This window comes from Flagellimonas alginilytica (assembly GCF_042134605.1).
In the GTDB taxonomy this organism is placed as follows: Bacteria; Bacteroidota; Bacteroidia; order Flavobacteriales; family Flavobacteriaceae; genus Flagellimonas; species Flagellimonas alginolytica.
In genome coordinates this window covers 2,919,952-2,941,863 of the sequence record NZ_CP169638.1, presented here as the reverse complement: position 1 = coordinate 2,941,863, position 21,912 = coordinate 2,919,952, and the positions used below count along the sequence as shown (strand labels likewise).

The window sequence follows — 21,912 nt, the reverse complement described above, 5'->3', positions numbered from 1 at the left end:
AAAGTAACAAAATGAAAACATTATTAATGATTGCTTGGAGAAACGTTTGGCGTAATAAACTACGAAGCAGTATTGTCATTGCTTCGGTAGTTTTAGGCATCTGGTCTGGGTTGTTTATCATGGCCATGGTCTCCGGTATGAACGATCAGCGTTTGAGTAGTTTTATAAATACAAATTTGTCCCACATCCAAATTCACAATGCTGGTTTTCAGGAAAATTTTGATAAAAAAGATACTATCATAGGAAGTAATACTCTTTTAAAAGAAATAGACACCATGAGTCATGTAACGGCTTATACGAAACGGTTGGTATTACAAGGAATGGCATCTACAGCTCATGGTAATTATGGTGTGAAGATTATGGGAATATTCCCTGATAAAGAAAAAAATGTCACAGATATTTCAGAAAAACTGGTGCAAGGAACCTATTTGTACAAACTAAAAAGAAATCCAATTATCATTGGGGAAAAACTAGCCAATAAATTAGGTGTTAAAGTCAATTCCAAGGTGGTACTCAACTTTCAAGATTCCAATAATAATACCGTTTCAACTGGTTTTAGGGTTGAAGGAATTTTTAAAACCATAAACAGTTCGTTTGATGAGGAAAATGTATTTGTGAAGTATGATGATTTAGCTCCACTAGTTAGTTTAAGTGGCAAATACCATGAAATAGCCATCTTGTGTGATAACATTACTGAAACTGAAACTGTAGAGAACCAAATCAAAACAAACAATTCCGTTGAAAGTTGGGATCAACTTTCACCAGAATTGGGCTATGCCCAAGAAGCCATGAGCAACTTTATTTACATTTTTATGGGGATTATCTTATTAGCCTTGGCTTTTGGCATTGTTAATACTATGCTCATGGCGGTTCTGGAACGAAAACGAGAAATAGGGATGTTGCTATCTGTTGGTATGGATAAACGAAAAGTCTTTACCATGATTATTTTGGAAACACTTTTCTTGGCTTTTATAGCGGCGCTTCTAGGTGTATTGTTGTCAATATGGACGATTGAATATTTTGGTAGGAATGGCATCAATTTATCGGCTGTGGCCAAAGGACTGGAAAGTTTAGGTATGGGTGCAAGAGTATTTACCAAACTGCCATTTGCCATGTATGTAGATATTACACTAATGACACTTTCTGTAGCTTTGATTGCAGCCATTATACCAGCAAGAAGAGCTTTAAAATTAAATCCAGCAGAAGCCGTGAAAGCTATTTGATAAAAATTTAAAACTCAACAAAAATGAATGTTATAAAAACAGAAAACCTAACAAAAGTTTATAATGAGGGTAAAGGCAATGAAGTAAGGGCTCTTAACGGAGTATCCTTGGCTGTAGAAAAGGGAGAGTTCACTGCTATTGTTGGTCCTTCGGGGTCCGGAAAAAGTACCATGCTCAATATTATTGGTGGCCTTGACAAGCCTAATTCAGGAGAAGTGCTTGTCGATAAAACAGATATCATTGGAATGAAGGAAAACGAACTTATCAATTTCAGATTACAAAATATTGGTTTTGTGTTTCAGGCTTATAATTTAATCCCAGTCCTTAACGCTAAGGAAAATGTAGGTTTCATTATGCTTTTGCAGCATAAATCGAAAGAAGAAATTGATAATAGAGTTGAATCTTTGCTCAAATCGGTTGGATTGGAAAGTCAAGCATCAAAACGTCCCAATGAAATGAGTGGCGGTCAACAACAGCGAATTGCAGTGGCCAGAGCATTGGCTTCCAAACCTAAATTTGTATTAGCTGACGAACCTACTGCTAATCTAGATTCAAAATCCACATCAGATCTTCTTGACATTATGGAGCAACTCAATGAAAAAGAAGGAATAACATTTGTTTTTTCAACGCATGATCAACGCGTTATTGATAGGGCACATCGTATAGTAACATTGGAAGATGGTAAAATAATTAAGGATACCAAGTAATTAAGTTGAAGTTAACAAAGCACATAGTATTCTATATTTTGGTTATTGCATCAATAATCAATATGACGGCACAGGAAAAGCAAAATTGGGGTTCTGAACATGTAGACTTTTCGGGTTATGTAAAGTATTTAAACACTTCTAGTTTTACTTCCTTGGATAGTATAGGAAATGACAATCTAATTCATAATAGATTGAACTTTAAGATGTATGCCAATGATAATCTTACGCTAGCAATCGAATTACGTAATAGGATATTTTGGGGCACTTCAGTCAAATCAATTCCAGACTATGCGTCAATGGTTGAAAATTCAAACCAAGATATAGATATGACTGCTTTATTGATAAATCGGCCAGCACTTATTATGCTTTCAAATATTGACCGGTTGTATGTAGATTATCATTCAAACAAATGGCAGTTGGTTTTAGGTCGTCAGCGTATAAATTGGGGTAAGAATTTGGTTTGGAATCCAAATGACCTTTTTAATGCTTACAGCTTTTTTGATTTTGATTACGAAGAGCGACCAGGGACAGATGCCTTAAGAGCAAAATATTTCACTTCTGGAAATTCTAGTTTCGAATTTGCCATTAATTATACAGATCAATGGAAAGATAATACTGTAGCTATAAAGTATAATTTCAACAAATTTCAATATGATTTTCAAATGATAGTCGCCAAATATTTGGAAAATTACACCTTGGGGTTAGGCTGGGAAGGTGTTATAAAAGATATGGGTTTCAAAGGAGAATTAAGTTATTTTATGCCCTATGGCAATTCCATCGAAGACAATGCTTTTGTAGGTTCCATTTCGTTTGATTATTATTTCAAAAATGATATTTCCTTAAATGTTTCTACATTATATAATAGTGATGGTATAAGTAACACAAATGCTTATGATACTTCTCAATTATACAGTGAATCTATTGACGTAAAACACCTGATGCCAAATAAATGGTCCTTTTTTGGTCAAGCTTCTAAAACATTTACACCAGCAATAGCAGGTTCAATAGCTTCTATATATGCTGCTGATATTGATATGGTTTTTTTTATGCCACAATTTACCTATAGCATATCACAAAACTGGGACTTTGATGTCACAGGTCAGTTATATTATGGTAAACAAGAAGAACAGTTTTCTAATTTAGGAAACAGTGTTTACTTGAGGTTTAGATATAGTTTTTAGAATTTAATTACCTGTCTTTTGCGAATTTACACGAGGTTCAATGAAAGATTTAAGAAAAGTGGCTATGAAAAAACAAATATCAATTTATTATTCAATCATGAATAACTTTTTAATTGAGGAAATAAATAAAATGGGGTTTGAGTGTATTGAAATACATTAGGTGATTTGTTAAATCTATTTAGGTTTTTCTATCCTAAATTCAAAAAAGAAGTTAGGGAAATATACAAAAAGCTAAAATCCATTTTAGAAGAAGCATTTAGAAAGGAAGAGTCTCAAAATGCTTCAATGGATGCAATTGGTTAATATCAAAATATGAAGGTTTAATTTTTTGGTTCGCGATTTACCCTGAAGAAAGAATAAATGAGTTAATTGAAAAAATATAAAACAAAAAACTAATAATATTTATGGGTTTTTTTAAGTAATAAAATGATAGTGTAAGGATGTTTCTTAAAAAGAAGTAAATCAAAAATTAGATAAAGTTAAACCAAATTACAAACTGTTTATTATGAAAGTTTTATTAGTCCTATTTGCTAGTGCCTTCTTTATTAATGTTAATGCTCAAAAAATGAAAGAATATAAAATTGAAATAGCTGTAAAAGCTTCAAAAGAAAAAGCCTGGGAGGTGATAACAGATTTTGAAAATTATCCTAGTTGGAATTCTGTTTTAAAAATGGAAAGTAACAATAACTTAATTATGGGGAATAAATTCAAAGTAACAATTACACAACCAAATGGCAAAAGTTCAAATTTTAAAGCTAAGGCAGTTAGTAAAAATGATTTTAAATCATTTTCTGCTACTCAAGTTGTTATGCTGAATTGTTTTTTTAAGGCAACACATAGTTTTATAATTGAAGAGGTAGACAAACAGAATGTTGTTTTTATTCAAAAATGGGAATTAAAAGGCATTATTGCCTCTCTGTTTAGAAAAAAGATTTTTAAAGAATTAGAAATTTTTAAGAAAATGAATAGAGAACTTAAAGAATTAGTAGAACAGTAGTAAAGTAGGATTGTTATGTTAAGACTTGGTGGATATATAAATATAATAATAGCATTTGCTCACATTATCGGTCTATTTTGGGCAGAAAAAATGTTTGAGATAACAGGGATAGGAGAAGAAATGGTTAAGCTTTCTCAAATACATTTCTCATTACCTTACCTATTGACGATTTTTGTTGCTATTGTCTTTTTCATTTTTGGACTTTATGGCCTTTCCGCAGATGGAAAAATTAAAAAACTCCCAAATTTAAAATATGGAATATTTATAATTTCAGGAGTGTATATAATTCGCGGTGCTGGAGAATTATTGTTTGGTATTCCTCAACAAAAAGCTGTATCCAGTTTAGAAACAATTTATTCTATTGTTGCTTTAGGCATAGGGTTACTGTTTTTATTTGGAGGTTTAAAAAAATGGAAGTTTAAAAATATAAGAGTATAATTAAAACGGGGTGTAAAATTCGCTTAAAATTAAATGGCAGATTTAATAAAAGAAACTTCAAAAAAAGAAATATCAATTTTTCGTACATCAGTAAATTCAGAAAACGAAGTTAGGCAATTAAAGCCTTTACTAGATGTGATAATTGGTTCTAAAAATTGGAACTTCGACTTAGAAGATTGTGCATTCATATAATTCTATGACGTCTGAAGCTATTTTAAAATATTCATCTCCATCCAAAAGAACAAGGATTGATAAACTGCCTTTATGTTTTTCAAAATCAGTTGGAAATCTTAACCAAGTTTCTATTTCTTCATTTAGTATTTCTGATTTTAATGCTAGCTTCTTTCCAAATACCAAAGAAATTGTATCCAATTGTGCTTTTGCAGAAATACAGATTATTAAAAATAGAATACCTTAAAATTTCTTTCTTATCATATTATTGTTCATACACCCAGAGCTTTATCTAAAAATAGGTTAGTAAATTTTAAATTCAATTATTATCCTTTATTCTGCCCTGCTCTTCTTCAGAAGGGTTTCTTTTATCCTTTTCCTTATTAAAATTCGACCCAAAATTGTATGTCAATTGAAAATAGACATTTTGACGGGACCAATCGCTTATAATATCGGCATCAATATTATCATAAATAATATTGCCATAGAATTTGCGATTCAAAATCTCCTCAATACCCAAATTGATTTTGAATTTATCATCCATAAACTTTTTGCTTATGGCAAAACTAAGTCCGGCCAACCAATCGTGTTCTATTTGCCCCTGAAGTCCGCCGGTGGTATAGTATCCCGTCAATTCTGAATTCATATCCCAGGGAAGTTGATACTCCAGGTTTGTGTACCATGTCAAACTCCATTTATCCAAATCGAGTTTTGGGGTCAAATTTTCTGATTCGTATTTATTATAATTTACTATAATTCCGGTATAGCCATCCAAACCATCAAGAAAACTTACAGGTGCAAAACCCCTAAAGCTCCAATTTTCCCTCTTGGCAAGATTGATTACCGACCTGGAGGTTTGGGCCGTGGCATCATCTTGAGATATAATTTCGAATAAGGCGTCGTCTGTATTCTTGTATCCTATGCTAAAAAAGGGTTGATTATCATAAGTAAGATTAAATTGAAAACTATTGGTGAATTCAGGTTTTAAGTTTGGATTTCCTTGCTCAAAAGTATAAGGGTCGTAATAATAGACAAATGCATTTAGGGAATTATAAGAAGGCCTTAAAATTCGATAGCTATAAGATAGATTAGCTCCAAATTTGTCATTAATTTTTCTATCGATGCTAGCACTTGGAAATAATTTCGAAATTCTCCTGCTCCTTACTTCATTTGTATTGGTGGAAGTTCCCTTTGTATTACTGTTTTCCCAACGTAACCCACCAGAAAATGACCAATTTTCCCACTTTTTCACCATTTTTAAGTATATGGCCAAGATGTCTTCATCTACCAAAAAACGGTTACTTTGGTCAGCATCCAAAGTGAAATCCCCATTCGTATTTTGTACAAAAGAACGTAAGTCACTATCCGTGGAAACCCTTGAGTATTTTGTTCCGAACATCCAATTAAAATCTTGATTTAAAGTACGTTTATAATCTCCTTTATAAGTCAATATTTGATATTTTCCATCTTGAAAATATCGTTGGTCATCGTATGAAATTGGACTCTGTCCGACTTTATATAAATTGTTAATATTATCATTGTTGTAATCAACGTAATCAAAATCTAGAATGAACTTATTTTTTTCATCTTCAAACTTATAGTATGGGTTTATATTATAAGTTTTTCTATTACGATCAAAACTATTTTCAGTGAGTAAGGATTCTGATGAACCCGTTTCAATAATTTGGGTACTGTTAGATGCTATCCTGTCGGAATCTGTATTAATAAATCTTGTTCCAAATCCTATGGTATGATGCTCATTTATGTAATAGTCTAGCCCTCCATTGAATCTATAAGTTTTTGGATTATATGGTGAAATAGTCGATTGGTCATAAATTTCTCCATTTACCCTTCTAGTTATAAAAAGGTCTTCTCTCCATGCTGATTTTCTATACCCTGCACCTAATTGCCAATTAAGTTTATTCTTATAGCTTGCAATTGAGCCACTCACCCCATATTCAGGTCGATTATCATATCCCGTATAAAGTTTAAGGTTTCCATTAGTGCCTAGTCTAACATTTTTTTTGAGGATAATATTGATTAATGGACCTGACCCTTCGGCATCAAACTCAGCACCAGGTTGTTGAACCAATTCAACCTTTGAGATATTGTCCGCTGGGAGGTCTCGCAATAAGGATGAAATATCCATATACTCGGTTGTTTTTCCATTTATTAAAATGGTTATGCCTTGTTGTCCGCCATAAGTAATATTTCCATTGGTAACGATAATACCCGGTACTTTCTTCATGACATCCTGTAAATTGGAACTCACCATTTCAGATTGCTCCAAATTAACTATCAATTTTTCCGCTGTTTGCCGAATTATGGGACGATTACTTTTAACAACAACTTCGTTTAATGCTTGAGCTTCTTCCTCTAAGGTAAAACTATATGTTACATTTTGGTTTTCATCAGAAAGGGTAAAGGAATCTGATTTTTGGGTCTTAAAACCTAGGACAGAAACCTCCAGTAAATAATTTCCATTAGGAATATCCATAAAGGAATATACCCCTTTATCATCACTCACGGCTCCTGTTACCACCTTATCAGTATCCGCATGATATAAGACAATATTTGCAAAAGGTAATGGCTCTTCTGATTTATCAACAATCTTACCAGAAATGCTATTTTGAGAATACAATAATCCCGTATTCAGCAAAACATATATTATTATACTAATTCTCATAAATTTTCTTTATTTCACTATATTTTCAATCTTTGACTTGATTGAATTTATTTTGTCATTATATCCCTTATCACTACTATATTTCATTTTGAAGTGATTTTTTTTCAATCTTATTTGAAACGAATAATCTTCATTGTGTTTTTCATAATTAATTTTCCTATTACTCTTCTCTGGAAAATCATCAAAATTGCTCTTAAGTATTTGATAGATTGAAGAATACTCATCATTATCTATGGTTGTAGAAGATACCGTTTCATACTTAGATGGTACGATAGAGTTCGTTGTGCTACAACTAACAGCAACCATCATTAACAAACTGATTTTTAATATTTTTAAATTCATAATTTCTATATATTTAATTGATTTTTAACTAATGTGTAATAAAAATTTTTCTTATCTATTAACTCTGTATGTGTACCTTGTTCTACCATTTTTCCTTCAGATAAAACTATTATCTGGTCTGCCTTTTGAACGGTACTTAAACGATGAGCTATTATGACAACCGTTTTATTCCTAAACAACTTCTGCAAATTATTATGTACTTCTTTTTCATTAGTAGCATCTAAAGCTGAAGTTGCTTCGTCCAAGAAAATATACTTTGGATTTTTATAGATTGCCCTTGCAATTAATATTCTTTGTTTTTGGCCTCCTGAAAGATCATTTCCCCCTGAACCTATTTTAGTGAATTCTTTAAGTGCTAATGAATTGACAAAATCAAATAGATTGACAGCTTTTAAAACATTATTCATTTTTATTTTGTCAACATTTGTATCGTTCATAGCAATATTTCTTTCAATAGTATCATTGAATATATATCCGTCTTGCATCACAATTCCCGAATTCTCTCTGATACTCTTCGCCGATATTTCACTTATTTCATCCAAGCCATATAAAATCTTTCCAGATAATGGAGGAAAAAAGTTCAATAACAACTTCATTAAAGTTGTTTTTCCACTTCCACTATGGCCTACAATTGCTGTAACCTTCCCTTTTGGGATCATCAAATTGATATCCTGAAGGATATATTTATGAGAAAGTATATTGTATTTGAAATTGACATTTTGTATTTTAATATCAACTGGAACTATTTCCGGATTAAGTTTCTTATCTGACTCTTTTTCCTCATTTTTTTGAGTATATACTTCGCTCAGTCTATTAAAACTTAAAAAAGCATCTTGTTGAGATTTTATAAAGTTCAATAGTTGGTGTATTGGGGAATTCATTTGACCAATTATAAAAGAAACACTCAATAAAGCCCCCAATGTCATTGTATCTTTTACAACATAATTAGCCGCCAAGAACGTGACCAAAATATTTTTGAGTTGATTAAAAAATGTAAATCCAATAGATTGGAATTGATCAATCTTAAGTGATTTAATATTAATTTTCAATAAATTGTTTTGAAGGTCAATCCATTCATTTTTCTTATAATCCTCATATTGGTTAAGTTTCATCTCCTTGATACCATTATAAAACTCATAAACCGCTTCCTGGTTTTCTGATTTTGCCCTAAATAATTGATAATCCAAAGTTTTTCTTCTTCTTAACCAAAAGAATGACCATACTACAGATAAGGAAGTAAGTCCTAAGTATATTACAAACAGGTAAATGTCATAGTAGAATAGAATAATGGAATAAATAATTAACGTTAAAATCGAAAAAACAGTTAATATGCTGTCCGAAGTAAAAAACTCTTCAACTTTTACATTGTCCTGTATTCTTTGATTAAAATCACCTGAATTTTTAGTATCAAAGAAACTGATGGGAAGTTTTAGAATCTTATCCAAATACGAATAAATAACATCAATGCTAAAGTTTGCCCCAATGACTAGAGTGTACCAATTCCTCAGAATATTGATTCCCATTATTCCAAGAAAAACAAACAGTTGAGCCAAGAGAATTAAGGTAATAAAGTTTAAATCCTTCTTGCTTACTCCTTTATCTATCAAAGCTTCCGTCAAAAAAGGGAGAGCTATACTTAAAAGGCTGCCTATTAATACAAAAAACATCAACAAGAAAATCTTTTTCTTGTATGGAAGAAATAATCTTAATATGTGATTTATCCGTTCTTTGAAATCGTTTTGGTCCTTTAAAGAATAAAACTTGTCAGTAGGATCGAGAAATAGAGCAATTCCTTTTTCTTCCCCTTTCAGCCATGATTGTTTAAATTGTTCTTCATCCAAAGTAACTTTTCCATGAGCTGGATCTGCAATCTTAAAAGTCCTATTTTCACCTGTGAAAGAGATTGCCTCTAAAACCAAAAAATGGTTTTTGTTCCAATATAGTATGCATGGCGAATTAAAATTATTTACGAGCTGTCTTAAATCCAATTTAACAGATTGAGTCTTAAATCCAATTTTTTTTGCTGCATGAATAATTCCTAGCATAGAAACACCATCCTTACCTATTTGACAAAATTCTCTAAGATTGTGAAGTGAGAATTTATTTCCAAAATAGCTAGTCACCATACTTAATGAAGCTGGCCCACAATCCATTAAATCATGTTGACGGATTAATTCGATATGCTGGTCTTTTTTTCTGAACATTATTATTAATCAAGAAGCCGTTTTGTACATCTTAGAGTAACAGAATCTATAAAAGTTCGTTACGAATTGCTTAAAGTAAAGGGAGTCCTTTTTTATCAGGATACTTAAAATATCACTATTCTTGTTAGGACTAAGAATTAAATTTGTTAGCAGTATATAATTACCATAATATCTTGATATTGAACGATTCCAAAGTTTAACTCTTGACAATCCCCTTCTTTCAATTTTGCCATTATTAATACTTTCTGGTTGATTGTGTATTTGCATATAAATAGCATCATACATACTAGAAACTTCGGCATAGAATTTTGCTAGAGTTTTCACGGTTTTGTAATCTTTACTCGCTGTATTGATATCACAATTAAGAGCCAGTTCAATAACATTTTTATTAGCTCCCTTTGAGTCTTTGTATATAATTCCAGAAGGCTTTATCACTAACTGATATTCAACATTATCATCAGTCACAAAGACGTATTTGTTCCTTCCTTCCTTATTAATGTTATAACTATTCATTATGGTAATGGTTCTATTAATTCCAGTTCTTTCACCCTAACCCCTTTATTATTGATCAAGACTTTTAAGAAATACAGTGTTACTTCTTTTGGTAAACTCTTATGTTCATCAATAATTGATTTAACTTCAACGCCAACTTTGCATGTGTTGATAGTATCTAGTATGGATACGAGTTCTGGAAAATACTTGAATGATAATCTTGAACCTCTGACATAGACATATAATCTATCTTCTATTTTTTCCGAATTAATTTCAAATAAATCGTTTGGAATTATGAATTTGGTTTCAAGATTCGGGAAATACTCTTTTTGACTATCTATTTTTTTATGGTAACTAAGAGGTATATTTTGCCACCCTCCATTACTGATTAAGCATTTTTTGTACTCATTATAAGTTAGCTTTAAAAAATCCAATAAAGGCTTTTCTAAAATGTCTTTATCAATATTTAGGGTATTAACAAAATCAGTAAACGTATTTTCGTTACTTAAATAATCTAACTGACTTTCTATAATACTTTGATCATTTTTGAGAAATAAATTTTTAATGGTCTCAATCATTAATTTGGAAAAATCATACCTGGTAGGATTATTAAACCATAATGTTACTCCAATTGAGAAATCCCCGGAATACCCAATATGATGTTTGTTCCAAGGCATATAATATAAATCCCCAGAGCCAAACTCATATTTTTTTGCATATTTTAGGAGTGGGTCAACATTTTTATTATTAGAAATTCCCTTTCCTACCTTTTCATACAAATCTTCATCCCACACATACATACTCTTATTACCAGGACCCAAATGATAGTGTAATACATTTTCCCCTCTATTATCAGTATGTATTCCCAGTGGTGTCCACCCATAGTTTCCTATAAAAGTTGTTAACTCTAAACCCCACGGTGGAATTCCAACAATATCGAATAGAGGACGAATCGTTTTTAAAATAGTACTTGCAAGAATTTCTGAATGCTTTTCTCCATAATTGGTGATTATTCCAAATTTTTTGCCAAACACACGGGTGCAGTATGATTCGATACTTTCCGAATCGTTAAGTTTATTATCTTTAATCAGCCTTCTTATTTCTGAGTCACTCAACTCCTTATCATCTATATAAAGTCTGAACCCATTCGTAATATCAAGTCTATTTATCCTTGATCTTAACATTTCTCTAGCTCCATTGTTTAATGCATCTAAAGTATCTTCAGAGATTGCCTTTTTATAAACTTGTGTTTCTGAGAAAGAGAGATTTTTCTCGATAAATGAGAACCACCAATCCTTTGTAAAATTTTTTGTCTTCATAATATATTTTTAATTGATCATTTCTTCTGTCATTATTATTTAACTATGGCTACTCTCTTTCCAACCCTCTTATCATCCTGTTCATCAATACCATCTCTTATAGTCAACTTCTCAAGTGCTGATAGTTTTTCAGTTTCTAAAAAGTTATCTGGTGCCTTTATCTTATTTTCTATTTTTAAGTGATTTTTTGGTTATTGGTAATAAGGAGGCGTATATTTATAAACACCTCCTTAATAATCAAAGACTCCCTACTCGGAAGCTTTCTCCTTCTTCTTTTCCTTTTTTACTTCAACATCATCAACAGCGGTATTTCCACCTTTTAAGGTTTCGTTTTCCAAAGCTGATAGTTCTTGAGTGTCCAAGAATTTTTCTGGATTCGAATTTTTCATTTTTAAAAAATTTAAGATTGGTTATTACTCTTGTTTTTTCTCCTTTTTCTTTTCTACCTTAACATCAGTTTCGGCATTTCCACCCTTTAAGGTTTCGTTTTCCAAAGCTGATAGCTCCTGAGTGTCCAAGAATTTTTCTGGATTCGAATTTTTCATTTTTAAAAAAATTTATAATTATATAAGATTCAATTTTAGTTTCAAGACATTAATTGCTCTTCGGTCTATCTCTCGGCCAAGAGTATATTGTTTGTTTTTACAATCAACTCTTCGTGTATAAAACTATATTTTAGTACTTTACTTAATGCTACACTAAAGAGTAGTTGTATTGATGAACAGGAGAAACTACCCTTTTGGGTAGTTCTGAATTCATGGTTGAAGTCAAAAAATCTACAGGAACCAAAGACTTGTTTTTATTATAGAAGCCAATTAAGTCTTTATACCGCATACTCACGGGAATGGTTTCGGAACCTAAATAATTGATAGGTTTATCTACAGGAGTGGCCTTAATTCCCAACGCTAGCATGACCCTTAAAAGTTTACTGTCGCACTCTGCATAAGCTACAGCGTTTTTATCTTGACATATAGGAGCTATGGCACAAACCATAAGCCTCTTAAATAAATTGATATCCTTAACTCCTTTTTTTATGGCGAATCTGCCAATATGCCAAATGGATTTATTAATGTCATAACCATTTAACAGTAATGGATTAATACCGAATATTTTCTGGATAGGCAATATGTCCTTGTAATTCCACCGTAGTACCCTAATCGATCCTATTATGGAATTATCCTCGTCTTTGGAAACAAAAATTCCAGCATTTTTAAAATAAAGCATCTCTTCCTGGAAAATTGAACTTATGTCATTTTCATAATTTTCAGGGTAAATACTACTTGTGTGATGCTTGAAGTTTTCATTGACCACAAACTTGGCCAGGTCAAATAGTTGTTCTAACTCTAATCTTTTTAAATAATTTTTTGGAAGTATCATAATTCTGGTTTTACTTCCAAATCTATTGGGACTACATAGCTCTATTTTTACACAAAATGGTAGTTGTTAGTTAGTTACATAAAAACTATACTAAAGTGTAGTTTTTAAAATGTTAAGAAAAAAGTTACATTTGTAACAGTAAACACTTATACCTACACTATATGGCAGACATGAAAGACTTCTTTTCCTTTAAGAATTCGGTTAATGAAATTCCAGAGGGAAGTCAAGGACAAACATTAGATTATTTAGAAGCTATAAAAGCTTTCTCAAGGACTACATACAAAAGCATCTATGTGATTGATTATCAGAAAAGGGGCTTTGAGTATGTATCGGACAACCCATTGTTTCTTTGTGGCCATACTGCCGAAGAAATTAAGGAGATGGGGTACGCATTTTACTTTAAATATGTAATAAAGTCCGATTTGGATCTGCTGATTAAAATCAACACGGCAGGGTTCGAATTTTATGATAAAATCCCAATGGAGGAAAGAAAGAATCATACTATCTCATATGATTTTCATATAAAAAACCAAGAAGGAAAAACCATTTTGATAAATCAAAAATTGACCCCCATGTTCTTGACCAATAATGGCAAAATATGGAAAGCCATATGTATTGTTTCCTTATCTGCAGAACGACAAGCAGGAAACATAAAAATTTACAAAAAGGGGGACAATAAAATTTTCAAGTATGATCTTGATGGTGACTTTTGGAAAGCCGATGAAAAAATAAAACTTTCATCGAGGGAAAAAGAAATATTACAGCTATCGACCAGAGGTTTTACCATAAATGAAATATCCGAATCAATTTATGTGTCTCCGGATACAGTAAAATTCCATAGAAGAAAGTTATTCGACAAACTGGAAGTGACCAATATATCCGAAGCTATTATGTATGCCACCAATAATAAACTCATTTAGATTGTAAGGCTCTGGCAAACAAACATAATTATGTTAGTCCATTATTCAAGAATTCAATATCGTCGATAAATAAAATTCAGGAAATTTTTTTACTGCTCTTCCTGTAGCGATATCAAAGAGGATATGGGTACACATGGCGGCAACTTTCCAAGAGGCAATTGAAAGTTGTGGAGGTGGCAAATTTTCCTTTTCGCTTTTGTATTTCTCGATGATTTCATCGATCCAATCTTGAGGATTTCCCCAAAATCTCATATACGTTGACATGTATTCAACCATATTGACCTCATTAAATTTCTCATTTGGTTTTGCAATAGCAGATAATGACATACCATCTGGAGCAATTACCGTAACAAGTCCTCCCCAACCTAAATTATACGGGTGAATTACAGGAATATTATTTTCTTGACAAACTTTGTCAAACTGTAATGGGATATCTGTTGTAAAATCCAAGGCATTAATAGCAATTGCATGGCCTTTTATAAACTTTTCAACATTGGTTTCAGTTATAAAACTGTTATAAACCTCAATATTAGCTTCTTTATTGATAGCCTTCAATCTAGCATTTATGGACTCTACTTTCTCGGAGGCGATATCCTCTTCAGTATAATTCTGTCGGTTCAAATTGGATAGCTCTACCTTGTCGCCATCTATAATAGTGATATTCTCAAACCCCAAACGTAGGGCACACTCGGCAATTACACTTCCTATTCCGCTACCCCCCAATATTATGGGACAATCCTTAATGATTTTTTGCTCTTCATCACTAATGTATATTCTATTTCGCAGGTATCGTTCTTGCATTCCTGTTTATTGTTTTGATATCAAAATTAGGGTTAATAGTTGAATTGAATCCTACCCATAAGTGTAGTTTCAATCGGGCTCATTTTTAATAATTTTAACAGAATCCATAACATTCTCATTGAAAAAGTACGCAAACATATTAAGCGACCTTGAAAGGCATATTGAATTCTTGGAGTTTGACAATAGTACCTCAATAATATTCAAAGCTGAAAAAATTATTGAGAAGGCTAAGGAAAGTCTTAAAAAGGCTCGGAAAATCGTGCTTTCTCAAGGGTTTGACAATAAGGAAAGTGAGATTTACTTTTTTAAAATAATCAAGCCCAAGCTCTACAGTAAACTCATTTACCATCTTAAACTATTTGATATTGAAAACAAAAGACCAAGAGGAAGTACGAAATCACAAATCAAATATTTTAATTCCCAGATAAATAAACTGCAAACGTATCTGAATGACAATCTGGATTTCTATACTTATTATCGAAGGGAATCATCTATTTTCGATGAGTATTACTTTTTGAGAGGTAACGCAACAATTAAGCTCTTCCCTGGAACTTTCCACTTTTTAACAGACGAACAATTTTCAACAAGCCATGATAGCATGGTAGCCCAGATTATGGCTTACGACTTGCTCATTATATATATAAAAAGAGAGATAGATAGATTAGAAAATAATGGGTCCCTTCGAGAGTCTCGAATGATGTGGACCAACAATAAAATAGATTTGATAGAACTTATTTATGCTTTGTACAGTACCAATTGTGTAAACAAAGGAAGGGCGGATATCAAAGATATTGCATACGCCGCTGAACGTATTTTCAAAGTCGATCTTGGTGATTATTACAGAGCTTTTTTGGAAATACGAATGCGAAAAAAAGGAAGGACCAAATTCCTTGATGCACTAAAGGAAAATCTCGAAAAACGCATGGATGAAATCGATGAATAAAAACACCAAAGTTCGATAACTTGGGTGTTTCCGTTTTAAGGGACAACGCTCATTTTCTTTGATACCTTTTAGCTAACTATCAAAACTTGCAAACACCCAAACGAATACAATATAAGTCATTTAAAATCAACAAAAAATAATACCCAAGATGTCCTGTCTTGTGAATAAAACTCACCAAAGCCCATCAATTTTGTAAAACGAAAGTCAAATCAGCAAAGAGGCCATCAAATTAGGTGACAGTAATGCGATGGTCTCTTTTATTTAAATCGTTTTATTATGGCAGCAACCATCATTACCACCGAAGATCTTCGGGAATTCAAAACAGAATTGCTCGATGACATCAAACAACTTTTACAAAACCAATCAGGACACGTTTCTAAAAAATGGCTAAAATCCCCAGAGGTAAAAAAGCTTTTGGGAATCTCTTCCGGCACCTTACAGAACCTAAGAATCAATGGCACATTACCCTATACCAAAGTGGGTGGTGTACTCTATTACGATTATGAGGAAATTATGAACGTGATGGAAAAGAACAAAATCCATAACAAATTCTGATATTTCTTTGGAGCAGATAAATTACATCAAGCACCTGAATGCCGTGTTCCTGCAATTCTCGAAAGACGGCCGTTTGAATCCCACGCACATCAGTCTGTACGTGACCTTGTTCCAGTTGTGGAACAATTACCACTTCCCCGTTAATTTCCATATCAACCGGGAAGAAGTGATTCAGTTTTCAAAAATCGGTTCAAAGACCACCTACCACCGTTGTATCAAAGAACTGCACCATTGGAAATACCTGCTATACGAACCTTCCCACAATCCATTCCACGGCAGCAAAATCAAGATGTTCAATTTTGGGACAAGTGATGGACAAGTTCTGTACCCAAGCCATACCAATATCGGGACAAGCAATGGACAAGCGGTGGTACCTATAAACAAACATATACAAACAGTAATAAACAATACAAACGGGAATAAACTTGACCGGCCCAAAAATGAAAATGAGGTCATCGTTTTTTTTCAAGAAGAAAATTGGCCGGAACTGGAGGCCAAAAAATTTTACAACCATTACCAAGGCATCGGCTGGAAAGTAGGCGGTAAAACAAAGATTATCGATTGGCAGGCTACCGCCCGCAACTGGATGCTAAAAGCCGACGAGCTCAAAACAGTTAAGACAGTGGTTGCAGTTAGCCAAAATACGGACAACCTAAAGACAAGTTCCAATAAAAATTATAGTGATCCCCTATGAGTTCCCATAAACCACATATCATCATCGAGGGCAGTGTTCAATATACCTTGGGAACATTCAAGAACAACGAAATCATTTACGATTTTGATAAAATGCTCATTTATCTCAATGCAAAGGGGAAATTGCTCTTTGGCAAAAAATTCAGGATTTATGAGGAAGACCAGAACATACTTTTTAAGCTGTGCAATTATTACATTAAGGACGAGGCGAACTGTAAAAAACTCGGTATCGACATTCATAAGGGCATTTTGCTTTCCGGTCCCGTGGGTTGCGGCAAGACCAGTCTGATGAAACTATTGCGTCATATCGTACCCCACCGTAAACCTTATGAAGTCATCCCCACCCGGAACATTGCCTTTGCCTTTAACAATATCGGCTATAAAATCATTGAGGCTTATGGGGACAAAAAGTTCTACTGCTTTGACGACCTGGGCGTAGAACCCACAGGTAGACATTTCGGGAAGGACTGCAATGTACTTGGAGAAATATTGCTATCTCGTTACGAACTGTTCCTGAACCATAACATCCAGACCCATGCCACCACCAACCTCAATGCCCAGGAGTTGGAGGAACGCTACGGTAATCGGGTACGCTCACGTTTGCGACAGTTGTTTAATTTGGTGGCTTTTGATAAGGGAGCTGGGGATAAGAGAAAATGAGATAATAGTCCTTCTTTCTTCCTGACATCAAGATTGAAAGATACAACTTAACAGTATACATAAAATTTTGATTTGATGTTTTAATTATGTCTTAGCTTTCAGTGTTTTGCAATTCGTTATAATGATTCTTAAAGTATCCTAAATCGTTTATTGCATTCAGTGCATTTCTATCAAATTGATTCGTCCAAACCTCTTGATAGTTATGATAAACTACATCATAAGTGTCTAAATCGTTTTGTTTTTCCCATGCAATACCAATTACTGCGGCTGACTTGTTATATAAAAAAGCAGCTACAAGACATCTAATTTCCAGCTCTTTTCTTCTTTCATTCGAATTATTGAACTTACTGGAAAGGAAGACATAAATGATATGATTAAAGGATGGTGAATAAAATATTCGTGCCCTAACATTTGAGTTTATTACGTGTTCTAAATTATTGACCAATTTTACCCTTTCATGCCGGGTTTCTTGAGCCATCAATTTACAGGCAATTATCATACTGTTAAGAGTATCGGTATTATACCCATTTCTTTGAAAGTGATTATGGGAAATTTGATTAATTATAAAGTCCCACTTATAGCTATTTTTCTTTTTTTCTCTCTCTTTGATGTACTCTGCACTGGTTTTTGCACTTTCATACAAATCATCATCTAAAAAGAGATACGTGTCATTTGGAAAATCAAAACCATTAGATAAATAAAATGCTAATAAATCCTCTTCTCCTTGTCCTGAGAAATGAATGCTTGTAAGTTTCTCTTGTTTTTCTTTTAGATAATCAAGAAAATCGGTTATAGTATCTAGTTCGGAGATAATACAATGAAAAGAAATTTCATCCATGATATTTACATAACCATTGTTCTCAATAGATTCAGGCATAGGGAATTTTCTTTGCCCACCAATTGCTAAAGCTATTTTGTAGAAGTTTTTTTCTTTGGGTAATTCTATTTCTATTTTTCCGTCTTCCAATTTAAAATTAGAAGAACTTATTAAGAACCGTTCAGCCCCATTTAGTTGTTTTAATGAACTCTCAATGGCCCTTTTAGTCCACCTACTATAATCGACTTCAAAATTATCACTTGGCTTAATATTAATTTCTTTAACAGAAATTAGCACAATATCAGAACCGCAGATAATTATTACATCACAAAGTTCTTTACCTTTTTTACCTATAGGATTAGCAAAACTAAACAACGAAAAGAAAGAGTTTTCACACAAATTAAACGCCCATTCTTCTGATTTAGTCATATCAAGCCATTTAGAAAAAACGCTTAAATAGTGTTTCTTTTTCTGTATCTGAGAACTCGGCAATTACATAATCAGAAATATCGAACTCCAACTTACCATATCTGCTACTCACTTCTTCAGTAAAATCAATTTCATCTTCATTAAAAGTAAGAATGTATTGAAAATTTTGAAGTTCATTTGCCTTATGATACATATAGTTCAATACGTTAAATATCGTTCTTTTAGAGATTGCGTGAAATACTCCATCATGAACTAAAAAATCAGGTATATTTCTCTTATTCAATCTATTATTGAGAAAAACCATTAAATCATAAGATACTATTTTTAGTCTTTCTTGTCCCAAAGCATCTGCCTTTGGAATTTGGATGTTTATTGAAAAAGGTAGTTGGTTTCTTTTAGAAGATGGGTTAATGGTAACATCAAAATATGAGTTATCAAACTCCTCATCAAGATATATTGCATTCTCTAAAACATCTTGAAACAAAAGCCTTAGTTCATTCAGCTTCTTGTCAACCTCATTGACTTCATTTACTATATCACGTTTTAATTCGGAAATAACAATGTCTGTATTCGCCATGATAGTCTCAATCTCGTCAATTTCTTTGATGATGGCAGTGTTTCTCTCCAAAAGAGTTTTTTCTTCAATCAATTTTTCATAAGTAGTTTCGATTCTGTCTAAAGCCCCTTTTTCTTTGAGCAAAGAAAATAACTGACTACGGTTTTTTTCTAAGATTTCAAGGTCACTAAGTGCAGTGTGGATAATTTTTGTAAGTTTCTTTTCTTCATCAAGTAAGTACTTATTTCTATTAGCTAAAAGTTGTTTTTTAAACTCTATTACTTCATCTAAACTCTTTTTTACAAAGTTTCCAAATGTTGATAAGGTTTCATTATATAGCTTTTGAATCTTATCAATATCAATACTTGAAACATCAGAATAAGATGATTTTAGTTTTTCTAGCTTTCTGTTTGTTATATGATATAGTGTGGACTTTTCATTTATTTGGCTAATTACTTCGGTAAGTTTACCTTCAATATCCTTATGATTTTCAAGAAAGTTATAATCTTTAAGACTTTTCTCAATTATTGATATTTGCTTTTCTATCTTCAGTATTTCTGTACGAAACTCTTTTACTTCTTTCCCTGTATCAGCCTTTATTTTATTTGTAAGACCTTTTATTGTCTTACTTTTTTCTTCGTAATCTTTAGATACATCATTAAAGTTTACAAGATTTTTAGTTGGTAGATTTAGTAGGTAAAAATTATATAATGCTTTGTCTCTAACATTAGCGTTGTACGAAACGAAATTTAAAGGGTCTATTCGTTGCTGATTTTGCAAGTCATCCTTAACAAAAAACTCCATTAAAGTACCATATCTTTTCCCTTCGAAAAATACTTCACTATTTTCGGTCGGGAAAAAGATGGCTTCAAGTATTCTTGGCATTTCTGATTTTTCGTATTCTTCGTATTTATCTGGGCGATTACTAAAAAATATAGTCTTAAGGTCAGAAAAGTATCGCTTCAAAAAATATTTCTTTCCACGGACTTCAAATTCTAATGTTAAACTATGTTCTTCATCTCTTAAAAAATCATATTTCTTCTGAGAAAATCTTTTTTCCGCTTTTCCACTTAAAAGAGCAAAATCGATTAGACGAACTAATGATGATTTACCAATACCATTTATTCCCCTTGCTTCCTTATCCTCAGAATATTTACCCAAAATGATATTTATACCATTAAGAAATGGAACACTATCTATTAAATTGGTTTCTGAATATAGTCTTATCAACATTATTGAAATAAATCTAATTGCTCTTTATCCGCCTCATTTTTGACTAACCTTATTTTATATTCTTTCTTTTCAATACTTCCTATAGTATGTAAAAAAGTGACTGCATACAAAAAAAGGTCTGGTGTTCTATTTTTATCTACTTGTAAAAATTTATTCATCACATCATCGACCAAAACATACTCTCCCTTAAAAGGACTTTTGCTCATAATTCCTATAATATCAGCCCCTAAAACCATTAAGTTAGTCCTTAAATTACTTTCTGGATGCGGTAATATCATTCTTTACTTGTTTTCTTTCCTATTAGACATTGTTCAAACATATAAAGTAAAATTGCTCTAACATTCAATCTATACCCATCATCATCAAGATTACTATACTGTTTTGTGTATTGCTCCGTCAAATTGTTTAATCTAGCTTTAAAATCGCCTCCAGATTTATTGTAATCTTCAATTACTCTACGCTTTATCAAATCTTTTTCATTATCCTCATATCCTGATATAATATTAGAAATTGTTGTAAAGTCTTTCATAACTAACATCATTTCGGAATTCACTCCATCCCAATCTTGCTCATTAAAATTTAATTCGATTTTTTCTTTTGGAGGGGTTAAATCTTCCTTGTCAAATGGAATAGTGTCATCTTTATTTGCGCCATCCAATAAATCCTGGACAATATCCAAAATATAATCTTGTTTGAAGTATTCACCAATACCTAAAAAGGTGGCTAGTTTTCGCCTTTGGTTACTTGTGAAATCGTTCTCAATTATATGAAGAATTTGCTTTATTCCTCTAATAGAAGTGTTTCCCTCCAGTCCTTCAATAAGACTTAGCTGGTCTGGTGAGATTTCATGATTTACAAGCATTTCCCAATTGGAAAATTGTTCTTTCCAACTATTCAAATACTTAGGAAAATCTCCTTCTTTTTTATCACTACCTAGAACCTTAAACTCAAAATCGGACTTATTATATTTCTTTGGAGCATAACAAGCCAATATCTTTTTTTCGGACAAAATTGTTCCATCATTTCCTTTATCCCTTGTACCTCGAATAGGGATATAGTTTTCTGTACCATATTTCAATAGGAACAACTCATCAACAAACTCCTCGAAGTTTGAGCCTTGTTTTGCCTCAATTTCAATTTTGAAAGCCTTTTTAAGTAGCTGTTCCAT

At 32.4% G+C, this 21,912-nt stretch carries 24 protein-coding genes; 10 read left to right on the top strand and 14 right to left on the bottom strand.

Features of this window, described 5'->3' with window-relative positions; all coding sequences use genetic code 11:
* Positions 1-11 precede the first annotated feature (11 nt).
* The 5 genes from ABTP35_RS13185 (at position 12) to ABTP35_RS13165 (ending at position 4,546) form a co-directional block, all read left to right on the top strand.
* Positions 12-1,223: an FtsX-like permease family protein gene (locus tag ABTP35_RS13185; RefSeq protein WP_094998140.1), complete on the top strand. Its 1,212-nt coding sequence runs from the start codon at positions 12-14 to the stop codon at positions 1,221-1,223.
* A 23-nt stretch (positions 1,224-1,246) separates the two neighbouring features.
* The gene (locus ABTP35_RS13180; RefSeq protein ID WP_225604089.1) at positions 1,247-1,930 is read left to right on the top strand and encodes an ABC transporter ATP-binding protein; all 684 of its coding nucleotides are present in this window, start codon (positions 1,247-1,249) and stop codon (positions 1,928-1,930) included.
* A 62-nt stretch (positions 1,931-1,992) separates the two neighbouring features.
* A complete protein-coding gene (locus ABTP35_RS13175) occupies positions 1,993-3,111 on the top strand; it encodes a hypothetical protein (RefSeq protein WP_375334247.1) in 1,119 nt (372 codons plus the stop codon).
* 505 nt (positions 3,112-3,616) lie between these two features.
* Positions 3,617-4,108 carry an SRPBCC domain-containing protein gene (locus ABTP35_RS13170; RefSeq protein WP_094998137.1) on the top strand — a complete coding sequence of 164 codons (492 nt, stop codon included), beginning with the start codon at positions 3,617-3,619 and terminating at the stop codon, positions 4,106-4,108.
* Positions 4,109-4,123: 15 nt separating this feature from the next.
* A complete protein-coding gene (locus ABTP35_RS13165) occupies positions 4,124-4,546 on the top strand; it encodes a hypothetical protein (protein ID WP_094998136.1) in 423 nt (140 codons plus the stop codon).
* Positions 4,547-4,714: 168 nt separating this feature from the next.
* On the opposite strand, the gene ABTP35_RS13160 is transcribed toward ABTP35_RS13165, so the two are convergent.
* From ABTP35_RS13160 to ABTP35_RS13120, 9 genes are all read right to left on the bottom strand, one after another.
* Positions 4,715-4,918, bottom strand: a complete 204-nt coding sequence (locus tag ABTP35_RS13160) for a hypothetical protein (RefSeq protein WP_094998135.1) — start codon at positions 4,916-4,918, stop codon at positions 4,715-4,717.
* Between the two features lie 118 nt (positions 4,919-5,036).
* Positions 5,037-7,403, bottom strand: coding sequence for a TonB-dependent receptor domain-containing protein (locus ABTP35_RS13155; protein ID WP_094998134.1), 2,367 nt, complete (start codon positions 7,401-7,403; stop codon positions 5,037-5,039).
* A gap of 9 nt (positions 7,404-7,412) precedes the next feature.
* Positions 7,413-7,745 carry a hypothetical protein gene (locus ABTP35_RS13150; RefSeq protein ID WP_158657180.1) on the bottom strand — a complete coding sequence of 111 codons (333 nt, stop codon included), beginning with the start codon at positions 7,743-7,745 and terminating at the stop codon, positions 7,413-7,415.
* 5 nt (positions 7,746-7,750) lie between these two features.
* Positions 7,751-9,949, bottom strand: coding sequence for a peptidase domain-containing ABC transporter (locus tag ABTP35_RS13145; RefSeq protein ID WP_094998132.1), 2,199 nt, complete (start codon positions 9,947-9,949; stop codon positions 7,751-7,753).
* 9 nt (positions 9,950-9,958) lie between these two features.
* Positions 9,959-10,462, bottom strand: coding sequence for a hypothetical protein (locus tag ABTP35_RS13140; protein ID WP_094998131.1), 504 nt, complete (start codon positions 10,460-10,462; stop codon positions 9,959-9,961).
* Entirely contained in the window at positions 10,462-11,760 is a 1,299-nt protein-coding gene (locus tag ABTP35_RS13135) for a hypothetical protein (RefSeq protein WP_094998130.1), read from the bottom strand. The genes ABTP35_RS13140 and ABTP35_RS13135 overlap by 1 nt, the downstream gene beginning before the upstream one ends.
* Positions 11,761-12,008: 248 nt before the next feature.
* Complete coding sequence (locus ABTP35_RS13130) at positions 12,009-12,149, bottom strand: hypothetical protein (RefSeq protein ID WP_188669484.1); 141 nt, start codon at positions 12,147-12,149, stop codon at positions 12,009-12,011.
* A 24-nt stretch (positions 12,150-12,173) separates the two neighbouring features.
* Positions 12,174-12,305: a hypothetical protein gene (locus ABTP35_RS13125; protein ID WP_262494254.1), complete on the bottom strand. Its 132-nt coding sequence runs from the start codon at positions 12,303-12,305 to the stop codon at positions 12,174-12,176.
* A gap of 148 nt (positions 12,306-12,453) precedes the next feature.
* On the bottom strand, positions 12,454-13,137 hold the full coding sequence (locus ABTP35_RS13120; RefSeq protein WP_094998129.1) for a hypothetical protein: 684 nt from the start codon (positions 13,135-13,137) through the stop codon (positions 12,454-12,456).
* Positions 13,138-13,298: 161 nt separating this feature from the next.
* Here ABTP35_RS13120 and ABTP35_RS13115 point away from each other — a divergent pair, with 161 nt between their 5' ends.
* Positions 13,299-14,057 carry a response regulator transcription factor gene (locus ABTP35_RS13115; protein ID WP_094998128.1) on the top strand — a complete coding sequence of 253 codons (759 nt, stop codon included), beginning with the start codon at positions 13,299-13,301 and terminating at the stop codon, positions 14,055-14,057.
* Positions 14,058-14,102: 45 nt separating this feature from the next.
* Here the strand turns inward: ABTP35_RS13115 and ABTP35_RS13110 are convergent, their stop codons facing one another.
* Complete coding sequence (locus ABTP35_RS13110; protein WP_094998127.1) at positions 14,103-14,858, bottom strand: ThiF family adenylyltransferase; 756 nt, start codon at positions 14,856-14,858, stop codon at positions 14,103-14,105.
* A gap of 118 nt (positions 14,859-14,976) precedes the next feature.
* Here ABTP35_RS13110 and ABTP35_RS13105 point away from each other — a divergent pair, with 118 nt between their 5' ends.
* The 4 genes from ABTP35_RS13105 (at position 14,977) to ABTP35_RS13090 (ending at position 17,709) form a co-directional block, all read left to right on the top strand.
* Entirely contained in the window at positions 14,977-15,801 is an 825-nt protein-coding gene (locus tag ABTP35_RS13105) for an RteC domain-containing protein (protein ID WP_158657179.1), read from the top strand.
* Between the two features lie 276 nt (positions 15,802-16,077).
* The gene (locus ABTP35_RS13100; protein WP_094998125.1) at positions 16,078-16,356 is read left to right on the top strand and encodes a helix-turn-helix domain-containing protein; all 279 of its coding nucleotides are present in this window, start codon (positions 16,078-16,080) and stop codon (positions 16,354-16,356) included.
* A 7-nt stretch (positions 16,357-16,363) separates the two neighbouring features.
* The gene (locus ABTP35_RS13095; RefSeq protein WP_188669483.1) at positions 16,364-17,050 is read left to right on the top strand and encodes a hypothetical protein; all 687 of its coding nucleotides are present in this window, start codon (positions 16,364-16,366) and stop codon (positions 17,048-17,050) included.
* Positions 17,047-17,709 carry an ATPase gene (locus ABTP35_RS13090; RefSeq protein ID WP_094998124.1) on the top strand — a complete coding sequence of 221 codons (663 nt, stop codon included), beginning with the start codon at positions 17,047-17,049 and terminating at the stop codon, positions 17,707-17,709. Before ABTP35_RS13095 ends, ABTP35_RS13090 begins: the two co-directional genes overlap by 4 nt.
* A 91-nt stretch (positions 17,710-17,800) precedes the next feature.
* On the opposite strand, the gene ABTP35_RS13085 is transcribed toward ABTP35_RS13090, so the two are convergent.
* The 4 genes from ABTP35_RS13085 to ABTP35_RS13070 are packed head-to-tail and all read right to left on the bottom strand — an operon-like array spanning position 17,801 to position 21,912.
* Positions 17,801-18,955, bottom strand: coding sequence for a hypothetical protein (locus tag ABTP35_RS13085; RefSeq protein WP_094998123.1), 1,155 nt, complete (start codon positions 18,953-18,955; stop codon positions 17,801-17,803).
* A 10-nt stretch (positions 18,956-18,965) separates the two neighbouring features.
* Complete coding sequence (locus tag ABTP35_RS13080) at positions 18,966-20,744, bottom strand: DUF2326 domain-containing protein (protein ID WP_094998122.1); 1,779 nt, start codon at positions 20,742-20,744, stop codon at positions 18,966-18,968.
* The gene (locus ABTP35_RS13075) at positions 20,744-21,022 is read right to left on the bottom strand and encodes a hypothetical protein (protein WP_375334246.1); all 279 of its coding nucleotides are present in this window, start codon (positions 21,020-21,022) and stop codon (positions 20,744-20,746) included. The genes ABTP35_RS13080 and ABTP35_RS13075 overlap by 1 nt, the downstream gene beginning before the upstream one ends.
* Positions 21,019-21,912, bottom strand: coding sequence for a hypothetical protein (locus ABTP35_RS13070; protein ID WP_094998120.1), 894 nt, complete (start codon positions 21,910-21,912; stop codon positions 21,019-21,021). Before ABTP35_RS13070 ends, ABTP35_RS13075 begins: the two co-directional genes overlap by 4 nt.

Bases quoted from the DNA above. Each gene is read 5' to 3' on its own strand.
- ABTP35_RS13185 (WP_094998140.1), top strand. From the start codon at position 12: ATGAAAACATTATTAATGATTGCTTGGAGAAACGTTTGGCGTAATAAA.
- ABTP35_RS13165 (WP_094998136.1), top strand. From the start codon at position 4,124: ATGTTAAGACTTGGTGGATATATAAATATAATAATAGCATTTGCTCAC.
- ABTP35_RS13135 (WP_094998130.1), bottom strand. From the start codon at position 11,760: ATGAAGACAAAAAATTTTACAAAGGATTGGTGGTTCTCATTTATCGAG.
- ABTP35_RS13090 (WP_094998124.1), top strand. From the start codon at position 17,047: ATGAGTTCCCATAAACCACATATCATCATCGAGGGCAGTGTTCAATAT.
- ABTP35_RS13075 (WP_375334246.1), bottom strand. From the start codon at position 21,022: ATGATATTACCGCATCCAGAAAGTAATTTAAGGACTAACTTAATGGTT.
- ABTP35_RS13080 (WP_094998122.1), bottom strand. From the start codon at position 20,744: ATGTTGATAAGACTATATTCAGAAACCAATTTAATAGATAGTGTTCCA.
- ABTP35_RS13115 (WP_094998128.1), top strand. From the start codon at position 13,299: ATGGCAGACATGAAAGACTTCTTTTCCTTTAAGAATTCGGTTAATGAA.
- ABTP35_RS13085 (WP_094998123.1), bottom strand. From the start codon at position 18,955: ATGACTAAATCAGAAGAATGGGCGTTTAATTTGTGTGAAAACTCTTTC.
- ABTP35_RS13150 (WP_158657180.1), bottom strand. From the start codon at position 7,745: ATGAATTTAAAAATATTAAAAATCAGTTTGTTAATGATGGTTGCTGTT.
- ABTP35_RS13145 (WP_094998132.1), bottom strand. From the start codon at position 9,949: ATGTTCAGAAAAAAAGACCAGCATATCGAATTAATCCGTCAACATGAT.
- ABTP35_RS13175 (WP_375334247.1), top strand. From the start codon at position 1,993: ATGACGGCACAGGAAAAGCAAAATTGGGGTTCTGAACATGTAGACTTT.
- ABTP35_RS13170 (WP_094998137.1), top strand. From the start codon at position 3,617: ATGAAAGTTTTATTAGTCCTATTTGCTAGTGCCTTCTTTATTAATGTT.
- ABTP35_RS13140 (WP_094998131.1), bottom strand. From the start codon at position 10,462: ATGAATAGTTATAACATTAATAAGGAAGGAAGGAACAAATACGTCTTT.
- ABTP35_RS13130 (WP_188669484.1), bottom strand. From the start codon at position 12,149: ATGAAAAATTCGAATCCAGAAAAATTCTTGGACACTCAAGAACTATCA.
- ABTP35_RS13100 (WP_094998125.1), top strand. From the start codon at position 16,078: ATGGCAGCAACCATCATTACCACCGAAGATCTTCGGGAATTCAAAACA.
- ABTP35_RS13125 (WP_262494254.1), bottom strand. From the start codon at position 12,305: ATGAAAAATTCGAATCCAGAAAAATTCTTGGACACTCAGGAGCTATCA.
- ABTP35_RS13180 (WP_225604089.1), top strand. From the start codon at position 1,247: ATGAATGTTATAAAAACAGAAAACCTAACAAAAGTTTATAATGAGGGT.
- ABTP35_RS13070 (WP_094998120.1), bottom strand. From the start codon at position 21,912: ATGGAACAGCTACTTAAAAAGGCTTTCAAAATTGAAATTGAGGCAAAA.
- ABTP35_RS13120 (WP_094998129.1), bottom strand. From the start codon at position 13,137: ATGATACTTCCAAAAAATTATTTAAAAAGATTAGAGTTAGAACAACTA.
- ABTP35_RS13155 (WP_094998134.1), bottom strand. From the start codon at position 7,403: ATGAGAATTAGTATAATAATATATGTTTTGCTGAATACGGGATTATTG.
- ABTP35_RS13110 (WP_094998127.1), bottom strand. From the start codon at position 14,858: ATGCAAGAACGATACCTGCGAAATAGAATATACATTAGTGATGAAGAG.